The 20,131-nt window shown below is 51.0% G+C and carries 21 protein-coding genes; 9 read left to right on the top strand and 12 right to left on the bottom strand.

Annotated elements, in window-relative coordinates:
• Positions 1 to 21: 21 nt before the first annotated feature.
• From rsmF to OGV75_RS14645, 3 genes are all read left to right on the top strand, one after another.
• Positions 22 to 1,443 (top strand): 16S rRNA (cytosine(1407)-C(5))-methyltransferase RsmF, encoded by a 1,422-nt coding sequence (rsmF, locus tag OGV75_RS14655; protein WP_286480832.1) that lies wholly within the window; start codon positions 22 to 24, stop codon positions 1,441 to 1,443.
• A 100-nt stretch (positions 1,444 to 1,543) separates the two neighbouring features.
• Positions 1,544 to 1,780, top strand: a complete 237-nt coding sequence (locus tag OGV75_RS14650) for a YebV family protein (protein WP_029139506.1) — start codon at positions 1,544 to 1,546, stop codon at positions 1,778 to 1,780.
• A 102-nt stretch (positions 1,781 to 1,882) separates the two neighbouring features.
• Positions 1,883 to 2,074, top strand: a complete 192-nt coding sequence (locus tag OGV75_RS14645) for a YdfD/YebW family protein (RefSeq protein ID WP_016152779.1) — start codon at positions 1,883 to 1,885, stop codon at positions 2,072 to 2,074.
• Here OGV75_RS14645 and pphA read toward each other — a convergent pair whose 3' ends face one another.
• The 5 genes from pphA to yobA form a co-directional block, all read right to left on the bottom strand.
• Positions 2,075 to 2,716, bottom strand: a complete 642-nt coding sequence (gene pphA / locus OGV75_RS14640) for a protein-serine/threonine phosphatase (protein WP_286480831.1) — start codon at positions 2,714 to 2,716, stop codon at positions 2,075 to 2,077.
• 77 nt (positions 2,717 to 2,793) lie between these two features.
• The gene (locus OGV75_RS14635) at positions 2,794 to 4,074 is read right to left on the bottom strand and encodes a hypothetical protein (protein WP_286480830.1); all 1,281 of its coding nucleotides are present in this window, start codon (positions 4,072 to 4,074) and stop codon (positions 2,794 to 2,796) included.
• 581 nt (positions 4,075 to 4,655) lie between these two features.
• Positions 4,656 to 4,994, bottom strand: a complete 339-nt coding sequence (locus OGV75_RS14630) for a YebY family protein (RefSeq protein WP_115190683.1) — start codon at positions 4,992 to 4,994, stop codon at positions 4,656 to 4,658.
• A gap of 20 nt (positions 4,995 to 5,014) precedes the next feature.
• Positions 5,015 to 5,887 carry a copper homeostasis membrane protein CopD gene (gene copD, locus OGV75_RS14625; RefSeq protein ID WP_046276427.1) on the bottom strand — a complete coding sequence of 291 codons (873 nt, stop codon included), beginning with the start codon at positions 5,885 to 5,887 and terminating at the stop codon, positions 5,015 to 5,017.
• A gap of 3 nt (positions 5,888 to 5,890) precedes the next feature.
• On the bottom strand, positions 5,891 to 6,265 hold the full coding sequence (gene yobA, locus OGV75_RS14620; RefSeq protein WP_046276426.1) for a CopC domain-containing protein YobA: 375 nt from the start codon (positions 6,263 to 6,265) through the stop codon (positions 5,891 to 5,893).
• 143 nt (positions 6,266 to 6,408) lie between these two features.
• On the opposite strand from yobA, the gene OGV75_RS14615 reads away from it, so the two are divergent.
• The 3 genes from OGV75_RS14615 (at position 6,409) to exoX (ending at position 8,088) form a co-directional block, all read left to right on the top strand.
• A complete protein-coding gene (locus tag OGV75_RS14615) occupies positions 6,409 to 6,639 on the top strand; it encodes a DNA polymerase III subunit theta (RefSeq protein ID WP_003034925.1) in 231 nt (76 codons plus the stop codon).
• 106 nt (positions 6,640 to 6,745) lie between these two features.
• Positions 6,746 to 7,402 carry a carbon-nitrogen hydrolase family protein gene (locus OGV75_RS14610; protein ID WP_286480828.1) on the top strand — a complete coding sequence of 219 codons (657 nt, stop codon included), beginning with the start codon at positions 6,746 to 6,748 and terminating at the stop codon, positions 7,400 to 7,402.
• A gap of 23 nt (positions 7,403 to 7,425) precedes the next feature.
• Positions 7,426 to 8,088: an exodeoxyribonuclease X gene (gene exoX, locus OGV75_RS14605; protein WP_016152773.1), complete on the top strand. Its 663-nt coding sequence runs from the start codon at positions 7,426 to 7,428 to the stop codon at positions 8,086 to 8,088.
• Here exoX and ptrB read toward each other — a convergent pair.
• The 4 genes from ptrB to yebG form a co-directional block, all read right to left on the bottom strand.
• Entirely contained in the window at positions 8,070 to 10,145 is a 2,076-nt protein-coding gene (gene ptrB / locus OGV75_RS14600; protein ID WP_172864451.1) for an oligopeptidase B, read from the bottom strand. The genes exoX and ptrB overlap by 19 nt on opposite strands.
• Before the next feature lie 86 nt (positions 10,146 to 10,231).
• On the bottom strand, positions 10,232 to 10,891 hold the full coding sequence (locus OGV75_RS14595; protein ID WP_016156220.1) for a tellurite resistance TerB family protein: 660 nt from the start codon (positions 10,889 to 10,891) through the stop codon (positions 10,232 to 10,234).
• Positions 10,892 to 10,992: 101 nt separating this feature from the next.
• Positions 10,993 to 11,346, bottom strand: coding sequence for a protein YebF (gene yebF, locus OGV75_RS14590; RefSeq protein ID WP_016152770.1), 354 nt, complete (start codon positions 11,344 to 11,346; stop codon positions 10,993 to 10,995).
• 121 nt (positions 11,347 to 11,467) lie between these two features.
• Complete coding sequence (yebG, locus tag OGV75_RS14585) at positions 11,468 to 11,758, bottom strand: DNA damage-inducible protein YebG (protein WP_003833810.1); 291 nt, start codon at positions 11,756 to 11,758, stop codon at positions 11,468 to 11,470.
• A 132-nt stretch (positions 11,759 to 11,890) separates the two neighbouring features.
• Between yebG and purT the strand changes: the two genes are divergently transcribed.
• Positions 11,891 to 13,069, top strand: coding sequence for a formate-dependent phosphoribosylglycinamide formyltransferase (gene purT, locus OGV75_RS14580; RefSeq protein WP_286480827.1), 1,179 nt, complete (start codon positions 11,891 to 11,893; stop codon positions 13,067 to 13,069).
• Positions 13,070 to 13,135: 66 nt separating this feature from the next.
• On the opposite strand, the gene kdgA is transcribed toward purT, so the two are convergent.
• From kdgA to zwf, 3 genes are all read right to left on the bottom strand, one after another.
• Positions 13,136 to 13,777 carry a bifunctional 4-hydroxy-2-oxoglutarate aldolase/2-dehydro-3-deoxy-phosphogluconate aldolase gene (kdgA, locus tag OGV75_RS14575; protein WP_016152768.1) on the bottom strand — a complete coding sequence of 214 codons (642 nt, stop codon included), beginning with the start codon at positions 13,775 to 13,777 and terminating at the stop codon, positions 13,136 to 13,138.
• A gap of 34 nt (positions 13,778 to 13,811) precedes the next feature.
• Positions 13,812 to 15,623: a phosphogluconate dehydratase gene (gene edd, locus OGV75_RS14570; RefSeq protein WP_049271196.1), complete on the bottom strand. Its 1,812-nt coding sequence runs from the start codon at positions 15,621 to 15,623 to the stop codon at positions 13,812 to 13,814.
• 232 nt (positions 15,624 to 15,855) lie between these two features.
• A complete protein-coding gene (gene zwf / locus OGV75_RS14565; protein ID WP_003034896.1) occupies positions 15,856 to 17,331 on the bottom strand; it encodes a glucose-6-phosphate dehydrogenase in 1,476 nt (491 codons plus the stop codon).
• A gap of 368 nt (positions 17,332 to 17,699) precedes the next feature.
• Here zwf and OGV75_RS14560 point away from each other — a divergent pair, with 368 nt between their 5' ends.
• On the top strand, positions 17,700 to 18,569 hold the full coding sequence (locus tag OGV75_RS14560; protein WP_019076523.1) for a MurR/RpiR family transcriptional regulator: 870 nt from the start codon (positions 17,700 to 17,702) through the stop codon (positions 18,567 to 18,569).
• 118 nt (positions 18,570 to 18,687) lie between these two features.
• The gene (gene pyk / locus OGV75_RS14555) at positions 18,688 to 20,130 is read left to right on the top strand and encodes a pyruvate kinase (protein ID WP_046276423.1); all 1,443 of its coding nucleotides are present in this window, start codon (positions 18,688 to 18,690) and stop codon (positions 20,128 to 20,130) included.
• The last annotated feature ends 1 nt before the right edge of the window (position 20,131 follow it).

Genomic DNA, 20,131 nt, shown 5'->3' with positions numbered 1-20,131 from the left:
TTTTTTTGCCGGTGGTACCAAGTGGCTTATTTTCCCGACGCCTTTCTAAACCAAATGCGTGAAGCAATGCCTTCCACGCTCTCATTTGATGATTTTCTCGCTGCCTGCCAGCGTCCGCTTCGTCGCAGCATCCGCGTCAATACGCTGAAAATCTCCGTTGCCGACTTCCTCACTCTGACAGCACCTTACAACTGGTCGCTCACTCCGATACCCTGGTGCGCTGAAGGTTTCTGGATCGAACGCGATGATGAAAAGTCAGTACCGCTCGGCAGTACCGCGGAACATTTAAGCGGCCTGTTTTATATTCAGGAAGCCAGCTCAATGCTGCCGGTCGCCGCGCTGTTTGCCGATGGTAACACCCCGGATCGCGTGATGGATGTCGCAGCAGCCCCCGGCTCCAAAACCACGCAAATTGCCGCAAAAATGAAAAATCAGGGCGCGATTCTGGCAAATGAGTTTTCCGCCAGTCGCGTCAAAGTCCTGCATGCCAACATCAGCCGATGCGGGATAGCCAATGTCGCGCTAACCCATTTTGACGGGCGGGTATTTGGCGCAGCGTTGCCAGAAGCCTTCGATGCCATTTTGCTGGACGCGCCGTGTTCCGGTGAAGGCGTGGTGCGTAAAGATCCCGATGCGCTAAAAAACTGGTCGCCAGAAAGTAATCTGGAAATTGCCGCAACCCAGCGCGAACTTCTCGACAGCGCCTTTCATGCCTTGCGTCCCGGTGGCACGTTGGTTTACTCGACCTGCACGCTGAACCGTGACGAAAATGAAGACATTATGCAGTGGTTGATTGAGACCTACCCGGACGCCGTCGAGTTTTTACCACTGGGCGATTTATTCCCGCAGGCTGAACGCGCCCTGACCCCGGAAGGATTCCTGCATGTGTTCCCGCAGATCTACGATTGTGAAGGTTTTTTCGTCGCGCGTCTGCGCAAAACTGCCGCGATCCCTGCACTACCGACGCCAAAATACAAAGTCGGTAACTTCCCGTTCAGCCCGCTTAAAGGACGTGAATCCGCGCTTGTCACTCAGGCCGCTAACGCCTGTGGATTGCAGTGGGAAGACACTCTGCGCCTGTGGCAGCGTGATAAAGAGATTTGGCTGTTCCCAACCGAGATTGAAACCCTGATCGGCAAAGTCCGCTTTTCCCGACTCGGCATCAAACTCGCTGAAACGCACAATAAAGGGTACCGCTGGCAGCATGAAGCCGTCATTGCTCTCGCCAGCACAAATCACAGCCATGCGTTCGAACTGACCCTTGCCGAAGCCGAAGAGTGGTACCGCGGACGGGATGTCTACCCGCAGACCGCACCGACCACCGACGATGTGCTGGTTACGTTCCAGCATCAGCCGATTGGCCTGGCGAAACGTATTGGATCGCGATTAAAGAATAGCTACCCGCGCGATCTTGTCCGGGATGGCAAACTCTTTACAGGGTAACGCACGTTTTTACTGGCGCTTTTGCTAACGTTGACTACGCTGAAAAATGGACGGCCTAACTGGTCGTACCACAACCAGCAAATAAACGGAGAGCACGATGATGAAAACCAGTGTGCGCATTGGCGCTTTTGAAATCGACGACGCCGAGTTACATGGCGAATCGCCAGGGGACCGAACGTTAACCATTCCGTGTAAATCCGATCCGGATTTATGCATGCAACTTGATGCCTGGGATGCCGACACCAGCGTCCCGGCCCTTCTTAACGGAGAACATTCAGTTCTATTTCGCGAGCACTACGATCGTAAGTCAGATGCCTGGATCATGCGCCTTGCCTGATTCAAAAAGAACCCGTCGCCAGACGGGTTATTTCTTGGTTAATTTCCCTCATCTATCAACATCTTCTACACTACAGGTATGGCTTTACCATTTGAGGATGGAATGTTCACGCTGGTTCTTTTTGTGTGCTACCTGGGTGGCGGTTGTGAAGATATCGTTGTTGATGTCTACAAAACTGAGCAGCAGTGCCTGATATCGATGGACGATCAGCGTATTCGTAACGGCGGATGTTTACCCGCGGATGACTACATAGACAGCTTCTGGCGTCCGGCCCAGGAATACAGCGATTTTTGATTATTGCAGTTGCACCAGCGTCAACTCGCCACCAAACACCGCACCAGTATCAATATAGTGCAGATTCTCGTGATCCAACCGCTGACGCAGAGGCGTATGGCCAAACCAAAAGTGATCCGCGCCGCGAATGCCGTTGCCTTTATTCATCAGCCTTGTGCGATCCCATAGTACCTGCTGTAAATCGACCTCTTTTTGCCACTGATAATTATCATCAGGGTAATCTGCGTGAGCAATAACGTGTATGCCGTTCTGGCAACGCAGCTCCAGAATCCAGGGTAATTGCCGACACGTTTCAAGAGCGGCTGTCGCCGCTGGCTGCTCCGCCTGCGCAAACCACGAACCGCCATTCATAAACCACAGGAATTGCTCCCCGGTTGCCAGCGCGTCCAGCCCCATCTGTTCATGATTCCCTCTGACCGCGATAATCCAGCGTTTACGCAGTAGTTTCAGGCAACGCAGACTGTCAGGCCCGCGGTCGATAACATCCCCCACTGAAACCAGCAGGTCCTGCCATGGATCAAAATGACACAGGCGCAATTTAGCCATCAATAATGAGAAGCAACCGTGGATATCCCCGACCACCCAAACATGTCGCCAGCGCGTCGCTTCCACTCTTTGATAAGCATTGTCAGGCAGTCCCATTTGACCTCCTGTACACAAATATTGCCCTGTTCTAAATTAAACCATAGCAGTAAAAAACAGAGCGACCGAATCATACATCACGGTCCTACGCTATCCGCGCGTCGACGAGGTACTAACGCAACAGCTTCCAGTTCTGCTTCCAGTTCAGCTACTATAGATTGCAGGTCATAAGTGGGTGCATTACGCGCACGAGCTCTTTCTTCTCTTTTCTGTTTACAACACAATTCCTGATAGAAATCATTAACCGCAGGGATATCCCCGGTAATTTTTATCACATCATGTTCATGATAAAACAGCAATGGCGGCCCACCTTTGGTATCAAATGCAGCGGCCTTAAGCGGCGTGAGCTCCATCGCCTCAATAAAACCTTTGTCACAAGTCAATATTCCAGGGAAAAAATATCGCTCATCATTTCCTGTATTGAAGGTAAGTGCTTGCTCTAAATATCGACAATGAGTCAGATCCCAGGCCATACCATGTAATGCCGACCACATGTTTTTCGACTTTTTATGTATTTTGTTAAAAAACCTAAATTCTGTCCCTCGTATAAAAAACTCACTCGCTAGAATTAACTCTCTTGTTGCCAAAAAGCATACTTTGGTGTGAGCAAAACTTAATAGTTCGATCAATTTATTTTTGAGCGATCTGGCAGGCGATTTGATTTGGATGATACTCATCATAAGAACATAAGCGTAAATACTATCGTGCCTGTCTCTTAAGGCACGCCTGAACTCAGAGTCTTTGTTTTTGGTGAGCAGTGAGCTAAAATGTCTGTCGGTATTAAGAAAAAGCTCACCTTGCGATATTTTTGAGGTCAATACTCCGCTGGTTCCTGAATTAACGAGATCAACATCTTTTATAAATTCGTAACCCATCAACTTATCGAATATTTTATGGTGATTCTCTTTCTCATCCAGATTTTTAAGGTTCTCCAGTTCATATAACACAGAGTCTACCTGCGTATTCTGATGAGAAATAAATTTAAATATTTCTTCGATGTCATCATCCAGACCAGAAACTTTACCATTGATATATGGTCTGAGATAACTTAATGCCTGGCTATCAAGAGATATTGAGTAATCTATTTTAAATGTGGAGTGTCCTTTATCGCTGAACATTTCCTCTATGGTTTGAGGATCCATAACGAAAACATTTTCATCATTGAATAAAGAGCGTATAGACGCCCCTTGCTTGAATTTCTTGTTAGTTTGAAACCCTGGATATGGCCCTTTAGGCGATGAAAAGACAAATTTATACTCTGGGATTAATAGATAGAAACTGGTGTATAGTTTTAATGCTGCAGAGAGATCTTCAGCATTACCAATCTCCATCACGAGTCTTTCTTTTAACTTTTCCATTTCTTATATCTCGTTATTGAGAAACTAAGTCCATGTATCAGGGGCCAAAACGGCATCAATTGATGGATAATTATACCGCTATTGATACAAGTGAGTCTAAACCTCTGGGCACTAGTGACAACTGAAATGCTGGCACATAAGCCGGCTATACGCCTGGAGATCAGGAAAAAATGGGCATCACGATCTGATCTTTTTCTGCGCAAATGAAGTGTAAATGTTAAAAGCAGTGTGGTATAACGAAGAAATCCCGAATTGTGATATGCGGACAAATTTCGGAAACTTTCGGACATGATGTCCTAAGTGATTGAAATAAAATCCACATAAAAAGAGACCGAATACGATTCCTGTATTCGGTCCAGGGAAATGGCTCTTGGGAGAGAGCCGTGCGCTAAAAGTTGGCATTAATGCAGGCTAAGTTACCCTGCCATTTAAGAATAGATGACAGCGCCAGGTTTTCCAGTCCGCGACTAAAGTGGCCTGAAAAAAAGGACGATTGTCACACATCCAAACGTAAAAACCGCAAGTTCTCCTGAGAAAGCCTTGCGGTTTTTTATTGGAAATCAGAACGCTACATCTGACAATTAGCAGAGCTTTTCTGCACGCTCCACAAACGGTGCGAGGCTCATTTTTTCACCCGGTTTCGCCGGGTCGTCAATCTGGATAATCTCGATCGGCTTCGCCGTAGTTTTCCCGCTCTCTACCTGCTGTCTGGCAACATCATTCAATGGGTATTGCACCAGCGTACTGGGATTGATGACATACAGCGCGTTACCCGGACGGCAGGTCAGCATCACCTCTTCCCGATTAAACGCCCACTTATCTTTGCCAACCTCAAAACGGCTGACGGTGATGACCTGTGGCGCAGCCAGCGCGGCCCCTGAACTTGCCAGTATTAATAACGAGATAATGATTTTTTTCATGCGTTTTGCCAATCCATCAATCAGAAAGGTTCGAGGGTTGCAAACAGGCTGACAATCGCCAGCACAACGGCCCCAATTCCCCATTCCAGCTTAGTCATCCAAACAAAATAGAGTGTCATACTGCGGTTATCCTGCCGCATGCGTGGTACCAGAACATACCGATTCACCAGCGCAATCGCCACCATTAGCATCACCAGAGCACCTTTTAACAAAAGCAGTTGCCCGTAAGCCATGTGCCAGGGAACAGAAAAACCAACAATAAACAGCGCATTCATGATACCGGTAAGTAAAACTCCGATAACGAAAAGATGCCCGTAGCGGGAGAAACGCATCATAGTATTGATGGCCTGTTCCCGCCAGCGGCCTTGCGCCATTTGCATACAGTAAAGTACGGGCAGCAAACCACCGAACCAGGCGGCAGCGCATACCAAATGCAAGGCGTGGTTAACCTGCTGGATTGCCCCTGCGATACCGCTATGCAGCGTCGCGTGTCCGACGCCAGCCAGCAAAATAAACTGCGCAATCGTCAGCATTAACAGCAGTCGCGGCATGCTGCGCGGTACTATAATTACCACCACCAGCGTGACCAGTGCGAGGATAATCTGCCATAACCACACGCCGCCAAACTGCGTTTGCAACACGGCGCCCCATATGTCACTAGAAATAACATCCCGCCAGCCTGAGCCCATTAAACCACCCTGGATCGCCAGCATCAGCGTCGCGCTAATGAAGCTCCACGCTGCGGCATGTCGTTGCAGACGCAAAAAACGACGCATCATTAAACGACGAACCGAAACGGGAGCCAGCCATGCGCCGTAGAGCGCACAGCCAAACACCAGCATCAACGTGGTAAAATGGATAAACCGTAATGCAACCCAGGTAAATTCCAGCATTGGTTATTTCACGCTAAAGGTATATTGCCCCTTTGTCTTATGGCCATCCACGGAGACGACGTGCCAGTCGACAGTATATTTTCCGGCCTCAAGCGTTTGAGCAAGCGGAATAATCAGTTGTGTTTTGTCCTGTTCACTGCGTGATGCCTTGCCCGTTTTGATCTGTTCTTTGTTTGGGCCTGTCAGCGTTGCGCCGCTGAATCCCGGCTCGACACCTTCAGAGAAATTCAGCGTCAACGCCTGAGGAGATACCGCAACATCGGCATTAGCCGCCGGGCTTTGTTTTGTCAGGTGAGCATGAGCCAGAGCGGCGGGAGTTGCCAGAACGCTGGCGAGTACGATGAGAGCGTTACGAAGCATAGATGCAGATGAAGCCATTTCAACTATTCCTTTTTGTTATGTCTAATCTATAGAGAATAACCTTCTACAATGATCGAGTCGAGAATCATCATTTCGGTCTTGCCATTAATGCACACTCTTAGTAACTTTGCGCGCCGAAAGACAGAGAAAAGGAGAAGCCCATGAACATCAATCTGGCCAAACTTGAGCAAGCTGAAATGGATAAGGTCAATGTTGACCTGGCCGCGGCGGGTGTCGCATTTAAGGAGCGATACAACATGCCGGTTGTTGCCGAAGTCGTTGAGCGTGAACAGCCCGAACATTTACGCGACTGGTTTCGGGAAAGACTGATCGCGCACCGTCTGGCATCCGTTTCCCTTTCACGTTTACCCTACGAGCCTAAAGTTAAATAAAACTTATATTACGTTACGATTCCTTACATGATGCCTGCTACAGTATAAGTATATTCTTAATCTATACTTTAAAGATGGTTGTAGACACTATGAAAAGGAAATCATTATGTCACACTGGAAAATCGCAGCAGCACAGTACGAACCTCTTCAAACCTCAGTTACCGAACATGTCGCGCATCACCTGCAATTCATTCAGGCAGCCGCTCAATGCCAATGTGAATTGCTGGTTTTCCCCTCCCTTTCCCTGTTGGGTTGTGTTGATGAGAATGACGCGCTCCCTGCCCCACCCGATGAAGCGTTGTTAGAACCTCTCGCGCATGCAGCCGTGACTTATCGCATGACGATTATTGCGGGGCTATCGGTAGAACATAACAATCGGTTCGTAAAAGGTATCGCGCTTTTCTCTCCCTGGATGACCTCCCCCTTAACGTTTCATCAGAGCCACGGGGCCTGTATCGCCAGACAGCAAAATGCCATCAGCGTTGTGGATAGCCAGCCGGAAGGTATCGATATCGACCCGGCGTACTCGCTATTCACCAGCAGTCAGTCTGTCAGTGAGCCCGAATTGCTCTCCTCCACATCTCGTCTACAGAGTTTCTCGCATAAATTTGCCATCGCGGTATTAATGGCCAATGCGCGTGGCAGCAGCGCGTTATGGGATGAGCAAGGTCGATTGATTGTTCGCGCAGACAGCGGTTCCTTACTCTTAACCGGTCAACGCACGCCACGGGGTTGGCAAGATGATATCATTCCTTTACGCTAATCGTTTTGGGTCAGGAGCATGGCATGTTGCGCATAATAGATACAGAAACCTGTGGTCTGCAGGGAGGCATTGTTGAGATTGCTTCTGTCGATGTGGTTGACGGAAAAATAGTCAATCCCATGAGCCACCTGGTGCGTCCTGACCGCCCCATCAGCCCTCAGGCGATGGCAATTCATCGCATTACGGAAGCGATGGTGGCCGATAAGCCGTGGATTGAAGATGTCATCCCACAATATTACGGCAGCGAATGGTACGTGGCGCACAATGCAAGTTTTGATCGCCGCGTATTACCCGACATGCCCGGGGAGTGGATTTGCACCATGAAACTCTCCCGTCGTTTGTGGCCAGGAATCAAATACAGCAACATGGCGCTGTATAAATCGCGCAAGCTGAGCGTGCAGACGCCAGCTGGCCTGCATCATCACCGTGCCCTGTACGACTGCTACATCACCGCGGCACTGCTGATCGACATCATACAAACGTCAGGCTGGTCAGCAGAACAGATGGTCGATATTACCGGCCGTCCTGCGTTACTCACTACTTTCACTTTCGGCAAGTACCGCGGAAAACCTGTATCAGAAGTGGCTGAACGCGATCCGGGCTATCTGCGCTGGTTATTTAATAACCTCGACAGTATGAGCCCGGAGCTGCGCTTAACGCTAAAGCACTATCTGGATAACGCCTGAGCAGATGCCTGCCCAGGCAGTGTCCCCTGCGCCAGTCCGATCAAAAACGCGTATTCCATGGCCACGCCTTCGTATGATTTAAAACGCCCGGATTTTCCGCCATGCCCGGAATCCATATCCGTGCAGAGTAACAGCAGACGATCGTCCGTTTTCAGCTCGCGCAGTTTTGCCACCCATTTTGCCGGTTCCCAGTATTGCACCTGGGAGTCGTGTAATCCCGTCGTAACCAGCAGATGAGGATAATCCTGCGCTGTAACATTGTCATACGGGCTGTAGCTTTTCATGTAGGTGTAATACTCTTCGTCCTGCGGATTCCCCCACTCTTCAAACTCACCGGTCGTCAGGGGAATGGACTCATCCAGCATCGTGGTCACCACATCGACAAAAGGCACCTGCGCAATGACGCCATGGAAGAGTTCCGGGCGCTCATTAATGGCAACACCCATTAACATTCCTCCGGCGCTCCCTCCCATGCCATAACACAGCGAAGGCGCGCCATAACCCATTTTTAGCAGCGCGTCGCAGACGTCGAGGTAGTCATTGAAGGTATTTTTCTTGAGCAGAAACTTACCGTCTTCGTACCACTGCTGTCCTAACTCGCCGCCGCCACGCACATGAGCAATGGCATAAACAAAGCCGCGATCCAGTAAGCTCAAGCGGCTGCTGCTGAAATCGGCGTCCATGCTGGCGCCATACGAGCCATAGCCGTAGACCAGTAACGGATTTTTCCCTTTCAGGAAATACTTTTGATGGTAAACCAGCGAAACCGGAACCTCGGTGCCATCACGCGCGGTGATCCAGACGTGTTCGCTACGGTAGTTCGCCGCATCAAACCCTGGGACCTCCGTCTGTTTGAGTACGCGACGCTCTCCGGTGTCCATATCCAGTTCAAACAGCGTGTCCGGTGTGGTCATGGAGGAATAGCCATAACGCAGACGCGATGTCTCAGGTTCTGGATTATAGGCAAGCCATGTCACATACGCCGGATCATCAAAAGCGATACCGACCACTTCGCGCGTTTTACGATTAATCTGTCGCAGGCTGGTTAAGCCCCGCTGACGCTCTTCCACCACCAGCCAGTCTGTGAACAGCGTAAAGCCCTCCAACATGACGCTGTCGCGCGGCGGGATCAGCGTCTCCCAGGCTTGTTCATCACGCACACGGGTACGGTACAGACCGAAATTTTTACCCTGCCGGTTGGAACGCAGATAAAACGTATGCTGATAGTGATCGAGACTGTACTCGTGATCTTTGCGTCGCGCTAAAAAGACTAACGGCTCGGCATCCGCCAGTTCTGCGTCAAGCAGCAAAACCTCACTGGTGGTCGCGCTGGCGATATGAATAACCACATAATGTAACGAGGTCGTTTTATGCAGACTGACATAAAACATGTCATCGGCTTCTTCATACACCAGCTCATCCAGTGATGACGGCGAGCCGACGGTATGCCGCCACACTTGATACGGGAGCAGCGTCGTTGCGTGTTTGCGCACGTAATAGAAGGTTTGCGAGTCATTCGCCCAGACCAGATCCGCTTCAACGTTTTCCAGCACTTCCGGATACCAGTTGCCGCTTTGCAGATTGCGAAAACGCACGCCATATTGCCGACGCGAGAGATAATCTTCGGCCAACGCCATGATGGTGTTATCCGGAGATATCGCCAGTCCCCCCAGCGTATAAAACTCACTGTGGGCCGCGCGCTGGTTACCATCCAGCAAGGTGTCCCATTCATCCCACTCTTCACTGAAGGCAGACTGACGCTGATAAATGGCATATTCGCACCCCGGTTCATAAATATGCCGGTAGCGATAACCATTCTTCACATAGGGGGCGGAAGCATCCTGAGGCGGGATACGGTCGATAATCTCTTTCAGGACGCGATCCTGCAATGCCTGCTGCGAGGCCATAATCTGGCGGCCATACGCATTTTCTTGTTGCAGATAATCCAGCACTTCTGGCTGCGAGCGGGTGTCATCTCGCAGCCAGTAAAAATTATCAACGCGGGTATCGCCATGATTCGTCATGGCGTGGGGGATACGAGAAGCTTTTGGTAGCATGTCATTGTTCTTTTGCTTAAACATCCTATAAGGGTGGCAAAAGACAGCAATGATGCAAGCGAAACATGCGCCTTAACGGTAAGTAATTAACCTGGTAAAGCCTGTTTTTGTTCCTTGAGATCCTGTTCAATGCCTTCACGAACATCCTGCGGGATCTTCAACGCATCGCCCAGCGCGTTCAGATAGCTACGCTCCATAAAGTGGTCGATATCAATCGCCGCACAGCTCAGGAAGTATATTTCCAGCGCCTCTTCTTCGTTGCGGATCCCTTGTGCCAGGCGCTGAGGATCTAACGGTTGTTCAATGGCGCGTTCGATCAGAACGCGTCCCTGCTCTTCCACGCCTGCTTCACGAAGTTGCTGCTCAATGGCGGTACGTTCTTTGGCATCAATATGACCATCGCTTTTCGCCGCAAAAACCAGCGCCAGGATCAGTCGTTCGGTTCGCTCATCCAGCGGCGAGCTTTGTGCACCGAACTGCGGCTCCCCCTGATGCGCCGCGCGAACCTTATCCTTGTATTTGTTCCATAACACGGTACCGGCAACCGCACCGCCGCCCACCAGAAGCGCGCTGGTGCCGTATTTACTCAGTAATTTACGTGAAGATTTGTTGGCAACCAGTAATCCTGCCAGACCGCCTAACGCGCCGGGAACCAGAAGTTTACTCAGCCCTTGCTCACCAGAAGATGACGCGGAAGATCCTTTTTGCCCAAGAAGAGATTGAAGTTGATTCAGCCAGTTAGCCATGTTGCCCCTCAAGTACAGACGAATAATCATCAAAGCGTACCCGAGGGGATGTCAGGAAGTGTTCAGGTCATCAAAAGAAGTGCAAATACCTTCTACCTTCGTTACTGCGACTGATACTCCGCCGTTCCGGCTTTGCAGTCGACTTTTACCTGGTAGTGAATATCCGCGCTTTTACCGCGAACCGTGAGGGGAACTGACCATTTCCCATCTTTACCCGTAATATCGGGCGTGTTGACCCAGGCGACAGGATCGGCTTGCCCGACGCGTTTTTGATCGTCAGCCCAGCGCGCGATGCGATTTTGCTGATAATCACGTTTCACGCTCGCCGCGATACCGTCAGCATTCAGTCCTTCGCACTTGGGGAACTGAACTTTCTTGCTTTCCATATTTGCCGCAAATACAGATACGCTGGCAGATAACAACAGCAGGCTCAACAACGCTCTTTTTTTATACATTCTTTTCTCCTTAATCTCCCCTTCGTCCTTCAGGTTGCCTGTTGCAACGTGAAAAGACGTCAGGGATTGCACAATGATTCAGGGAAAAGCATGGTACAAAACGTCAGGAGCGCAAGTCGTTTCAGGCAGCCTGAGTATCATCCTCAGCGTGCGCATCGTTTTCGACCGCCTGCGGAGAGGGCAGCTTGCCGTTTTTCAGAATGGCGCTCAGCACATCTTTCTGCTCAGCCAGCCACAGGGAAAGCGCTTCGCGCTGCTCGTCTTCCAGCGCTACCGGCGATTGCTCCAGCCATGTGTCGAGCAAATCTGCTGTATCAAGCATTTTGTCATACGCATCGGCTTCCTTTTTGCTGGTAAACGACATTTTTTCCTCACCTTCCCGAATGACTACGTATTTAACTTCAACCGCCATTTTTGCAGCCTCTTAAATTACCTGTATTTATGTACAGTATATTCTTTTTGCGCCTTGAAATCAACCTGGTAATAAAGACAGACGCAAACGTTTTCGTATATACTGCGCCCAGATAAAACAGGGGATTAATTTATGACGTTATTAGGCACAGCGCTGCGTCCCGCAGCAACGCGAGTGATGTTATTAGGTTCAGGTGAACTGGGTAAAGAGGTGGCGATTGAATGCCAACGCCTGGGTGTGGAAGTCATTGCCGTGGATCGTTACCCCGACGCGCCAGCCATGCACGTTGCCCATCGCTCATACGTAATCAACATGCTGGATGGCGATGCTTTACGCCAGCTCGTCGAGCGTGAAAAACCACATTATATCGTGCCGGAAATAGAGGCGATTGCCACGGATATGCTGGTAAAACTGGAACAAGACGGTCACAACATCGTGCCGTGCGCCCGAGCGACGCAGTTGACCATGAACCGCGAAGGAATCCGTCGTCTCGCCGCCGAAGAATTATCTCTACCGACCTCTTCTTACCGCTTTGCTGACAGCGAAGACCGCTTTCGCGAGGCCGTCGCCGAAATCGGCTATCCCTGCATCGTGAAGCCGGTAATGAGTTCCTCCGGTAAGGGACAGAGCTTTATCCGTTCCGCCGATCGACTCACTGAAGCCTGGAATTATGCTCAACAAGGCGGCCGAGCAGGTGCCGGACGCGTTATCGTCGAAGGCGTAGTGAATTTTGATTTTGAAATCACCCTGCTTACCGTCAGCGCCGTTGATGGCGTGCATTTCTGCGCACCGGTAGGACATCGTCAGGAAGATGGCGATTATCGCGAATCCTGGCAGCCGCAGCAGATGAGTGAACTGGCGCTGGCTCGAGCGCAGGAGATTGCCCGTAAGGTGGTGCTGGCGCTGGGCGGCCACGGTCTGTTTGGGGTAGAGCTATTTGTCTGCGGTGATGAGGTGATTTTCAGCGAAGTTTCCCCTCGCCCTCACGACACGGGTATGGTGACCTTGATTTCGCAGGATCTGTCTGAGTTTGCCCTGCATGTTCGCGCATTTCTCGGTCTGCCGGTTGGCGCAATCCGTCAATATGGGCCTTCTGCTTCCGCCGTTATTCTGCCGCAGCTTACCAGCCAGAATGTCACGTTTGATAACGTACAGGCCGCTGTGGGCACAGGTATGCAAGTCAGATTCTTCGGCAAGCCAGACATCGACGGGAGCCGTCGTATGGGCGTTGTGCTGGCCACAGCGCAGAGTATTGAAGACGCGGTGACACGCGCGAAAGACGCGGCGGCACAGGTGAAAGTCGCAGGATAAAAAACGGGCCAGATGGCCCGTTTCAGACTCGCAGGCCCGGTAATGATTACCGGGCATTTTGCGTTATTACAGCTTCGCGCCTTCTACTGCTTCACGAGCCAGCTTGGTAATGCGTGCGTAATCACCAGCTTCCAGGGCATCTGCCGGAACCAGCCAGGAACCACCGATGCACAGCACACTTTTCAGTGCCAGGTAATCACGGTAGTTCGCTGGAGAGATACCGCCGGTTGGGCAGAAACGGACCTGAGAGAACGGACCCGCAATTGCCTGCAGCGCTTTAGTACCGCCGTTTGCTTCCGCCGGGAAGAATTTGAACTCTTTCAAACCGTAGTCCATACCCAGCATCAGTTCAGAAACGGTGCTAATGCCTGGGATCAGCGGAATAGTGCCTTCAGTTGCAGCTTTCAGCAGCGGCTCGGTCAGGCCCGGGCTGATAGCAAACTGCGCACCCGCTTCAGTGACTTCAGCCAGCTGCTGTGGATTCAGTACGGTACCCGCACCAACGATAGCGTCCGGAACTTCTTTTGCGATCGCGCGAATGGCATCCATCGCACATGCGGTACGTAAGGTCACTTCCAGAACGCGCACACCCCCTGCAACCAGCGCTTTTGCCATTGGCACCGCGTGTTCCAGTTTATTAACCACGATAACCGGTACAACCGGGCCAGTGGTCAGGATTGCTTCTGCACTTGTCTTCCAGTTTTTCATCAGAGTTTTCTCTCGCCTGATTACAAAATAAGTCTTAAAAAGTGATACAGGTTGCGCCCTGCTCCGCACCGGACAGCTTTTCACGCAACGCGCTGAACATTTCACGTCCCGTACCCACGCGCGATGCGCTGAGATCAGGAATGTGTGGCTGACGGGAGGCAAGTTCCTCTTCATCCACCAGCAGCGTCAATTCACCTGTCTGTCCATTCACACGAATGATGTCGCCATCGCGTACTTTTGCCAGCAGCCCGCCATCATAGGCTTCCGGGGTTACATGGATTGCTGAAGGCACTTTACCTGAAGCACCTGAAAGTCGTCCATCGGTAACTAACGCAATTTTGAAACAACGGTCCAATAATACACCAAGTGGCGGCATGAGTTTATGTAATTCTGGCATTCCGTTCGCTTTTGGTCCCTGATGGCGCACAACCACCACGCAATCCCGGTCAAGCAGACCGGCATCGAACGCGGGTAACACATCATGCTGACTTTCAAAGACAACTGCCGGCGCTTCAATAATCTGGTTTTCTACCGGTACCGCCGACGTTTTCATCACCGCACGCCCGAGGTTACCGCTCAGCACTTTGGTGCCGCCGTGGTGGGAGAATGGTTGGTCAAAGGTGGCGATCACGTTGCTGTCCAGAGACTTCGCTGCCCCTTCGCGCCAGTCCAGTTCACCCTCGTTAAGCCACGGTTCCATGGTGTAGCGGGATAAACCGAATCCGGCAACGGTGTTCACATCTTCATGTAGCAGACCCGCATTGAGCAGTTCACGCATTAACACCGGCACGCCACCCGCCGCCTGGAAGTGGTTAATATCTGCCGGACCATTCGGGTACAGACGCGCCATCAGCGGCACGATATCGGACAGATCGGAGAAATCATCCCAGTTAATCAGAATCCCGGCCGCACGCGCCATAGCCACCAGGTGCATCGTATGGTTGGTAGAGCCCCCGGTCGCCAGCAGCGCCACAATACCGTTCACTACCACTTTTTCATCGATCATTTTACCGATCGGCATCCATTCATTGCCATTGCCGGTCAGGCGTGTTACCTGACGGGCTGCAGCCGCAGTCAGCGCTTCACGCAGCGGCGCATCAGGATGTACAAATGAGGAGCCAGGCAGTTGCATACCCATAAACTCCACTACCATCTGGTTAGTGTTCGCCGTGCCGTAGAACGTACAGGTACCCGGAGCGTGATAAGACGCCGCCTCGGATTCAAGAAGCGCCATGCGATCGACTTTACCTTCAGCATACAGCTGACGGATACGCACTTTTTCTTTGTTCGCCAGACCGCTCGCCATCGGACCGGAAGGAATAAAGATTGACGGCAGATGACCAAATGACAGCGCAGCCATTACCAGGCCCGGGACAATTTTGTCGCACACGCCGAGGAACAACGCGCCGTCGAACATGTTGTGGGAAAGGCCCACTGCAGCAGACATCGCAATCACTTCACGACTGAGCAGAGAAAGCTCCATCCCATCTTGTCCCTGGGTCACACCGTCGCACATTGCAGGTACACCGCCAGCAACCTGGCCTACTGCATTGGCTTCATGCAGTGCTTTACGAATGATGGCCGGATAGTGTTCATACGGCTGATGCGCGGAAAGCATGTCGTTATAGGAGGTAATGATCGCGATATTGTTACGCAGCATGCTTTTCAGCGAGGCCTTATCGTCCGGCTGACACGCAGCAAAACCATGCGCCAGGTTACCGCATGCCAGTTGCGAGCGATGAACGGTAGTTGATTTCGCTTGTTCAATACGGGCGAGGTAGGCGGAACGTGTGTCACGAGAACGTTCGACGATACGTTGTGTTACGCGTAACAAATTCGGATTCATAGAGGCTCCTAAAATTTATCTGTCAGAGCGTTGGATCAACAATGTGTTTCAGTTGGGTAAAAATAGCTGAATCGCTTGTTGGCCGTAGCTCAGGGGCAAAATCGTTTCAGGCAGTGTAATAAAAAAAGCCCCGCGGGTGAATCCACGCGGAGCTTAAAAGTGCAAAAATTATTCTACAATCTGTGTTAGATCATGTTACCGGTAAAATAACACCTATGGGCTAGATGATATTTTACTCGAATTCGTTCCAGGAACGACCATCTCGGGTAATCATCGCCACAGAAGCAACCGGGCCCCAGGTCCCTGCCTGATACGGCTTCGGCGCGTCGTTGTCCATCGCCCAGGCTTCGGTAATTGAGTCGACCCACTTCCATGCTTCCTCAACTTCATCACGACGCACAAACAGCGCCTGAATTCCACGCATTGTTTCGAGCAGCAGGCGCTCATAGGCGTCGGCAAGGTGCGTCTGGTTGAAGGTTTCGGAATAGCTCAGATCAAGCTTGGTAATTTGCAGATTATGCTTGTGATCCAGACCCGGCACTTTGTTCAGTACCTGGATATCGACACCTTCATCAGGCTGCAAACGGATGGTCAACTTGTTCTGCGGCAGATCCTGCCAGGATTCTCTGAACAGATTCAGCTCAGGCGTTTTGAAGTAAACCACCACTTCAGAGCACTTCGTCGGTAAACGTTTACCGGTACGCAGGTAGAACGGAACTCCCGCCCAGCGCCAGTTATCGATATCCACACGGATCGCCACAAACGTTTCCGTGTTGCTGCTCTTGTTCGCGCCTTCTTCTTCCAGATACCCCGGCACTTTTTTGCCCTGGGCAAAACCCGCGGTGTACTGACCGCGAACCGTTTTTTCACGTACGTTCGAACGATCGATACGACGCAGCGATTTCAGTACCTTCACTTTTTCATCACGAATGCTGTCGGCGCTCAGATCGGACGGCGGAGACATCGCAATCATGCACAGGATCTGCAGCAGGTGGTTCTGAATCATGTCGCGCATTTGACCTGCCTGGTCAAAATAGCCCCAACGGCCTTCAATACCCACTTCTTCCGCCACGGTAATTTCTACGTGATCGATAGTGCGGTTATCCCAGTTGTTCACAAACAGGGAGTTGGCAAAACGCAGTGCCAGCAGATTCAGGACCGTCTCTTTGCCAAGATAGTGGTCGATACGATAAACCTGACACTCTTCGAAATACTCGCCGACCTGATCGTTGATTTCACGGGATGTTGCCAGCGACGTACCCAGCGGTTTTTCCATCACAACACGGGCTGGTTTAGCATTCAGCTTTGCTTCACCCAGGCCTTTGCAGATCGCGCCAAAGGTGCTTGGCGGCATCGCGAAATAGTTAATGGTGGTACGTGATTTTTGATCCAGCATTTCGCCCAGACGGCTAAACGCGGCGGTGTCATTGACGTCCAGATTACAAAACTCCAGACGACCGCTGAGAGTCTCCCACAAACCTTCGTCGATTTTTTCTTTCATGAAGGTTTCGAGCGCTTCACGCACAACCTTGGTATAGGCTGCTTTGTCCCAGTCGGCACGCCCTACCCCAATGATACGGGTTTCCGGGTTAATCTGGCCGGCCTTTTCCAGTTGATACAGGGAAGGCAGCAATTTCCGCCGCGCCAGGTCGCCCTTCGCGCCGAAAATGACCAGATCACATGCCTGGGCTGTTTGCGTTACCGCCATGTCATTCTCCTCAATTAAGTGCCTGGTGCTTTTGCCAGACACTGGTTGTAATTTTATTACAGTGCACTGTACTGCTTTTACGTGAATCCGGAAACCGTAAACGCTTATCCAGCCGTGCTGTTACCGCGAACAGTCGCTTTATGGGCGTTTGCCGTCGCAAATTGGACAAAAAAGTCATCTTTTTTCGTACCCCTGAAGACGTAAGAAAACCCGACTCCGATCATGTAATGAAAAAAAACAACAACTATTCTGTCCATTTTGCCCCGTTGCTGCATTAGCAGGGGTAATATCTATACACGAAATTATGCCCCGATTTCTCCGTATCATTGAAATCGTTTTTGCCCATGACCCATGAGTCTACCTACATCATGAATATGCTGGAAAAAATCCAGTTAAAACTGGAACAGTTGAGCAAGTCAGAGCGTAAAGTTGCCGACATTATTCTTGCCTCTCCCGAGCGGGCAATCCATTCAAGCATCGCCACACTTGCTGTGGAAGCCAATGTCAGCGAACCGACGGTGAACCGTTTCTGTCGCAGCATGGATACCCGCGGCTTCCCTGATTTTAAACTGCATCTGGCGCAAAGTCTGGCAAATGGCACCCCATATGTTAATCGCAATGTGGATGAGGATGACAGCGTAGAATCTTACACGGGGAAAATCTTCGAGTCAGCGATGGCAAGCCTCGACCACGTCCGCCAGTCTCTGGATAACGCAGCGGTAAACCGGGCAGTAGATTTATTAACTCAGGCGAAAAAAATTGCCTTCTTTGGCCTCGGTTCTTCTGCCGCAGTGGCGCATGACGCAATGAATAAATTTTTCCGGTTTAACGTACCGGTAATCTATTCCGACGATATTGTTCTGCAACGCATGAGTTGCATGAATTGTAGCGACGATGACGTCATTGTGCTTATTTCTCATACCGGAAGAACCAAAAGTCTGGTGGAACTGGCGCAGTTGGCGCGGGAAAATGACGCCATGGTTATCGCCCTCACCTCTCCCGGCACGCCACTGGCGCGTGAAGCAACGCTGGCAATTACTCTCGATGTACCGGAAGATACTGACATTTATATGCCCATGGTCTCTCGACTTGCTCAACTGACCGTGATAGATGTGCTGGCTACAGGATTTACTTTGCGCCGTGGGGCAAAATTTAGAGATAACTTGAAGCGTGTCAAGGAAGCGCTCAAGGAATCGCGTTTTGATAAAGAATTACTCATCAAGAGTGATGACCGCTAAAAGCAATAACAATGTTCTACCCTTTTATCATCCGGGTCGTTCATTTACCGTTAATATTTGAGAACGACCGGATTAATGTTCACGCAACACCAAGTTGTTTCAGTCAACGGAGTATTACATGTCCAGAAGGCTTCGCAGAACCAAAATCGTTACCACGTTAGGCCCGGCAACTGACCGCGATAATAACCTTGAAAAGATTATCGCCGCGGGTGCGAACGTCGTACGTATGAACTTTTCTCACGGCTCTCCAGAAGATCACAAACTGCGGGCGGATAAGGTCCGTGAAATTGCCGCAAAACTGGGACGTCATGTAGCTATTTTGGGTGACCTGCAGGGACCTAAAATCCGCGTATCAACCTTTAAAGAAGGTAAAGTATTTCTTAACGTTGGCGACAAGTTCCTGTTAGACGCCAACCTCGGCAAAGGCGAAGGCGACAAAGAAAAAGTCGGTATTGATTATAAAGGACTGCCTGCTGACGTCGTCCCAGGCGATATCCTGCTGCTCGACGACGGTCGCGTACAGCTTAAAGTGCTGGAAGTTCAGGGCATGAAAGTCTTCACCGAAGTTACCGTCGGTGGCCCGCTGTCCAACAATAAGGGCATTAACAAACTGGGCGGCGGTCTCTCTGCTGAAGCCCTGACCGAAAAAGACAAAGCCGACATCGTCACCGCTGCGCAAATCAGCGTTGACTATCTGGCCGTCTCCTTCCCGCGCTGCGGCGAAGATCTGAACTATGCCCGCCGTCTGGCGCGAGACGCTGGCTGCGATGCGAAAATTGTCGCCAAGGTAGAACGTGCAGAAGCCGTCTGCGACCAGAATGCGATGGATGACATCATCCTTGCCTCCGACGTGGTGATGGTGGCGCGTGGCGACCTGGGCGTTGAAATTGGCGATCCTGAGCTGGTAGGTATTCAGAAAGCGTTGATTCGCCGCGCACGTCAGCTGAACCGTGCGGTCATTACCGCCACGCAGATGATGGAATCGATGATCACCAACCCAATGCCGACCCGTGCGGAAGTGATGGACGTGGCTAACGCCGTCCTCGACGGTACCGATGCCGTTATGCTCTCTGCAGAAACTGCAGCAGGTCAGTACCCAGCTGAAACCGTCGCGGCTATGGCACGCGTCTGTTTGGGTGCTGAGAAGATCCCGAGCATCAATGTTTCTAAACACCGCCTTGACGTGCAGTTTGATAACGTTGAAGAAGCGATTGCCATGTCAGCGATGTATGCCGCTAACCACCTGAAAGGGGTCACCGCTATCATCACAATGACGGAATCCGGTCGTACTGCGCTGATGACTTCACGTATCAGTTCTGGTCTGCCGATTTTCGCGATGTCTCGTCATGAACGTACGCTGAATCTTACTTCCTTGTATCGCGGCGTCACCCCAGTTCACTTTGACAGCGAAACTGACGGCGTCGTTGCCGCCAATGAAGCTGTGAATCTGCTGCGCGATAAAGGCTATCTGGTTTCCGGCGACCTGGTCATTGTGACGCAAGGCGATGTCATGAGCACCATTGGCTCAACGAATACCACGCGTATTCTGACCGTCGAGTAAC

It is taken from the genome of Citrobacter sp. Cb028, assembly GCF_030336705.1.
Lineage (GTDB): Bacteria > Pseudomonadota > Gammaproteobacteria > Enterobacterales > Enterobacteriaceae > Citrobacter > Citrobacter braakii.
Note: the sequence above shows the minus strand (reverse complement) of the source record. Positions and strands in the feature narration are given on the sequence as shown.

What these genes read in the sequence shown, in the direction of transcription:
- OGV75_RS14650 (WP_029139506.1), top strand. Translation starts at nt 1,544, where the DNA reads ATGAAAACCAGTGTGCGCATTGGCGCTTTTGAAATCGACGACGCCGAG.
- OGV75_RS14645 (WP_016152779.1), top strand. Translation starts at nt 1,883, where the DNA reads ATGTTCACGCTGGTTCTTTTTGTGTGCTACCTGGGTGGCGGTTGTGAA.
- pphA (WP_286480831.1), bottom strand. Translation starts at nt 2,716, where the DNA reads ATGGGACTGCCTGACAATGCTTATCAAAGAGTGGAAGCGACGCGCTGG.
- OGV75_RS14635 (WP_286480830.1), bottom strand. Translation starts at nt 4,074, where the DNA reads ATGGAAAAGTTAAAAGAAAGACTCGTGATGGAGATTGGTAATGCTGAA.
- OGV75_RS14630 (WP_115190683.1), bottom strand. Translation starts at nt 4,994, where the DNA reads ATGAAAAAAATCATTATCTCGTTATTAATACTGGCAAGTTCAGGGGCC.
- copD (WP_046276427.1), bottom strand. Translation starts at nt 5,887, where the DNA reads ATGCTGGAATTTACCTGGGTTGCATTACGGTTTATCCATTTTACCACG.
- yobA (WP_046276426.1), bottom strand. Translation starts at nt 6,265, where the DNA reads ATGGCTTCATCTGCATCTATGCTTCGTAACGCTCTCATCGTACTCGCC.
- OGV75_RS14615 (WP_003034925.1), top strand. Translation starts at nt 6,409, where the DNA reads ATGAACATCAATCTGGCCAAACTTGAGCAAGCTGAAATGGATAAGGTC.
- OGV75_RS14610 (WP_286480828.1), top strand. Translation starts at nt 6,746, where the DNA reads ATGTCACACTGGAAAATCGCAGCAGCACAGTACGAACCTCTTCAAACC.
- exoX (WP_016152773.1), top strand. Translation starts at nt 7,426, where the DNA reads ATGTTGCGCATAATAGATACAGAAACCTGTGGTCTGCAGGGAGGCATT.
- ptrB (WP_172864451.1), bottom strand. Translation starts at nt 10,145, where the DNA reads ATGCTACCAAAAGCTTCTCGTATCCCCCACGCCATGACGAATCATGGC.
- OGV75_RS14595 (WP_016156220.1), bottom strand. Translation starts at nt 10,891, where the DNA reads ATGGCTAACTGGCTGAATCAACTTCAATCTCTTCTTGGGCAAAAAGGA.
- yebF (WP_016152770.1), bottom strand. Translation starts at nt 11,346, where the DNA reads ATGTATAAAAAAAGAGCGTTGTTGAGCCTGCTGTTGTTATCTGCCAGC.
- yebG (WP_003833810.1), bottom strand. Translation starts at nt 11,758, where the DNA reads ATGGCGGTTGAAGTTAAATACGTAGTCATTCGGGAAGGTGAGGAAAAA.
- purT (WP_286480827.1), top strand. Translation starts at nt 11,891, where the DNA reads ATGACGTTATTAGGCACAGCGCTGCGTCCCGCAGCAACGCGAGTGATG.
- kdgA (WP_016152768.1), bottom strand. Translation starts at nt 13,777, where the DNA reads ATGAAAAACTGGAAGACAAGTGCAGAAGCAATCCTGACCACTGGCCCG.
- edd (WP_049271196.1), bottom strand. Translation starts at nt 15,623, where the DNA reads ATGAATCCGAATTTGTTACGCGTAACACAACGTATCGTCGAACGTTCT.
- zwf (WP_003034896.1), bottom strand. Translation starts at nt 17,331, where the DNA reads ATGGCGGTAACGCAAACAGCCCAGGCATGTGATCTGGTCATTTTCGGC.
- OGV75_RS14560 (WP_019076523.1), top strand. Translation starts at nt 17,700, where the DNA reads ATGAATATGCTGGAAAAAATCCAGTTAAAACTGGAACAGTTGAGCAAG.
- pyk (WP_046276423.1), top strand. Translation starts at nt 18,688, where the DNA reads ATGTCCAGAAGGCTTCGCAGAACCAAAATCGTTACCACGTTAGGCCCG.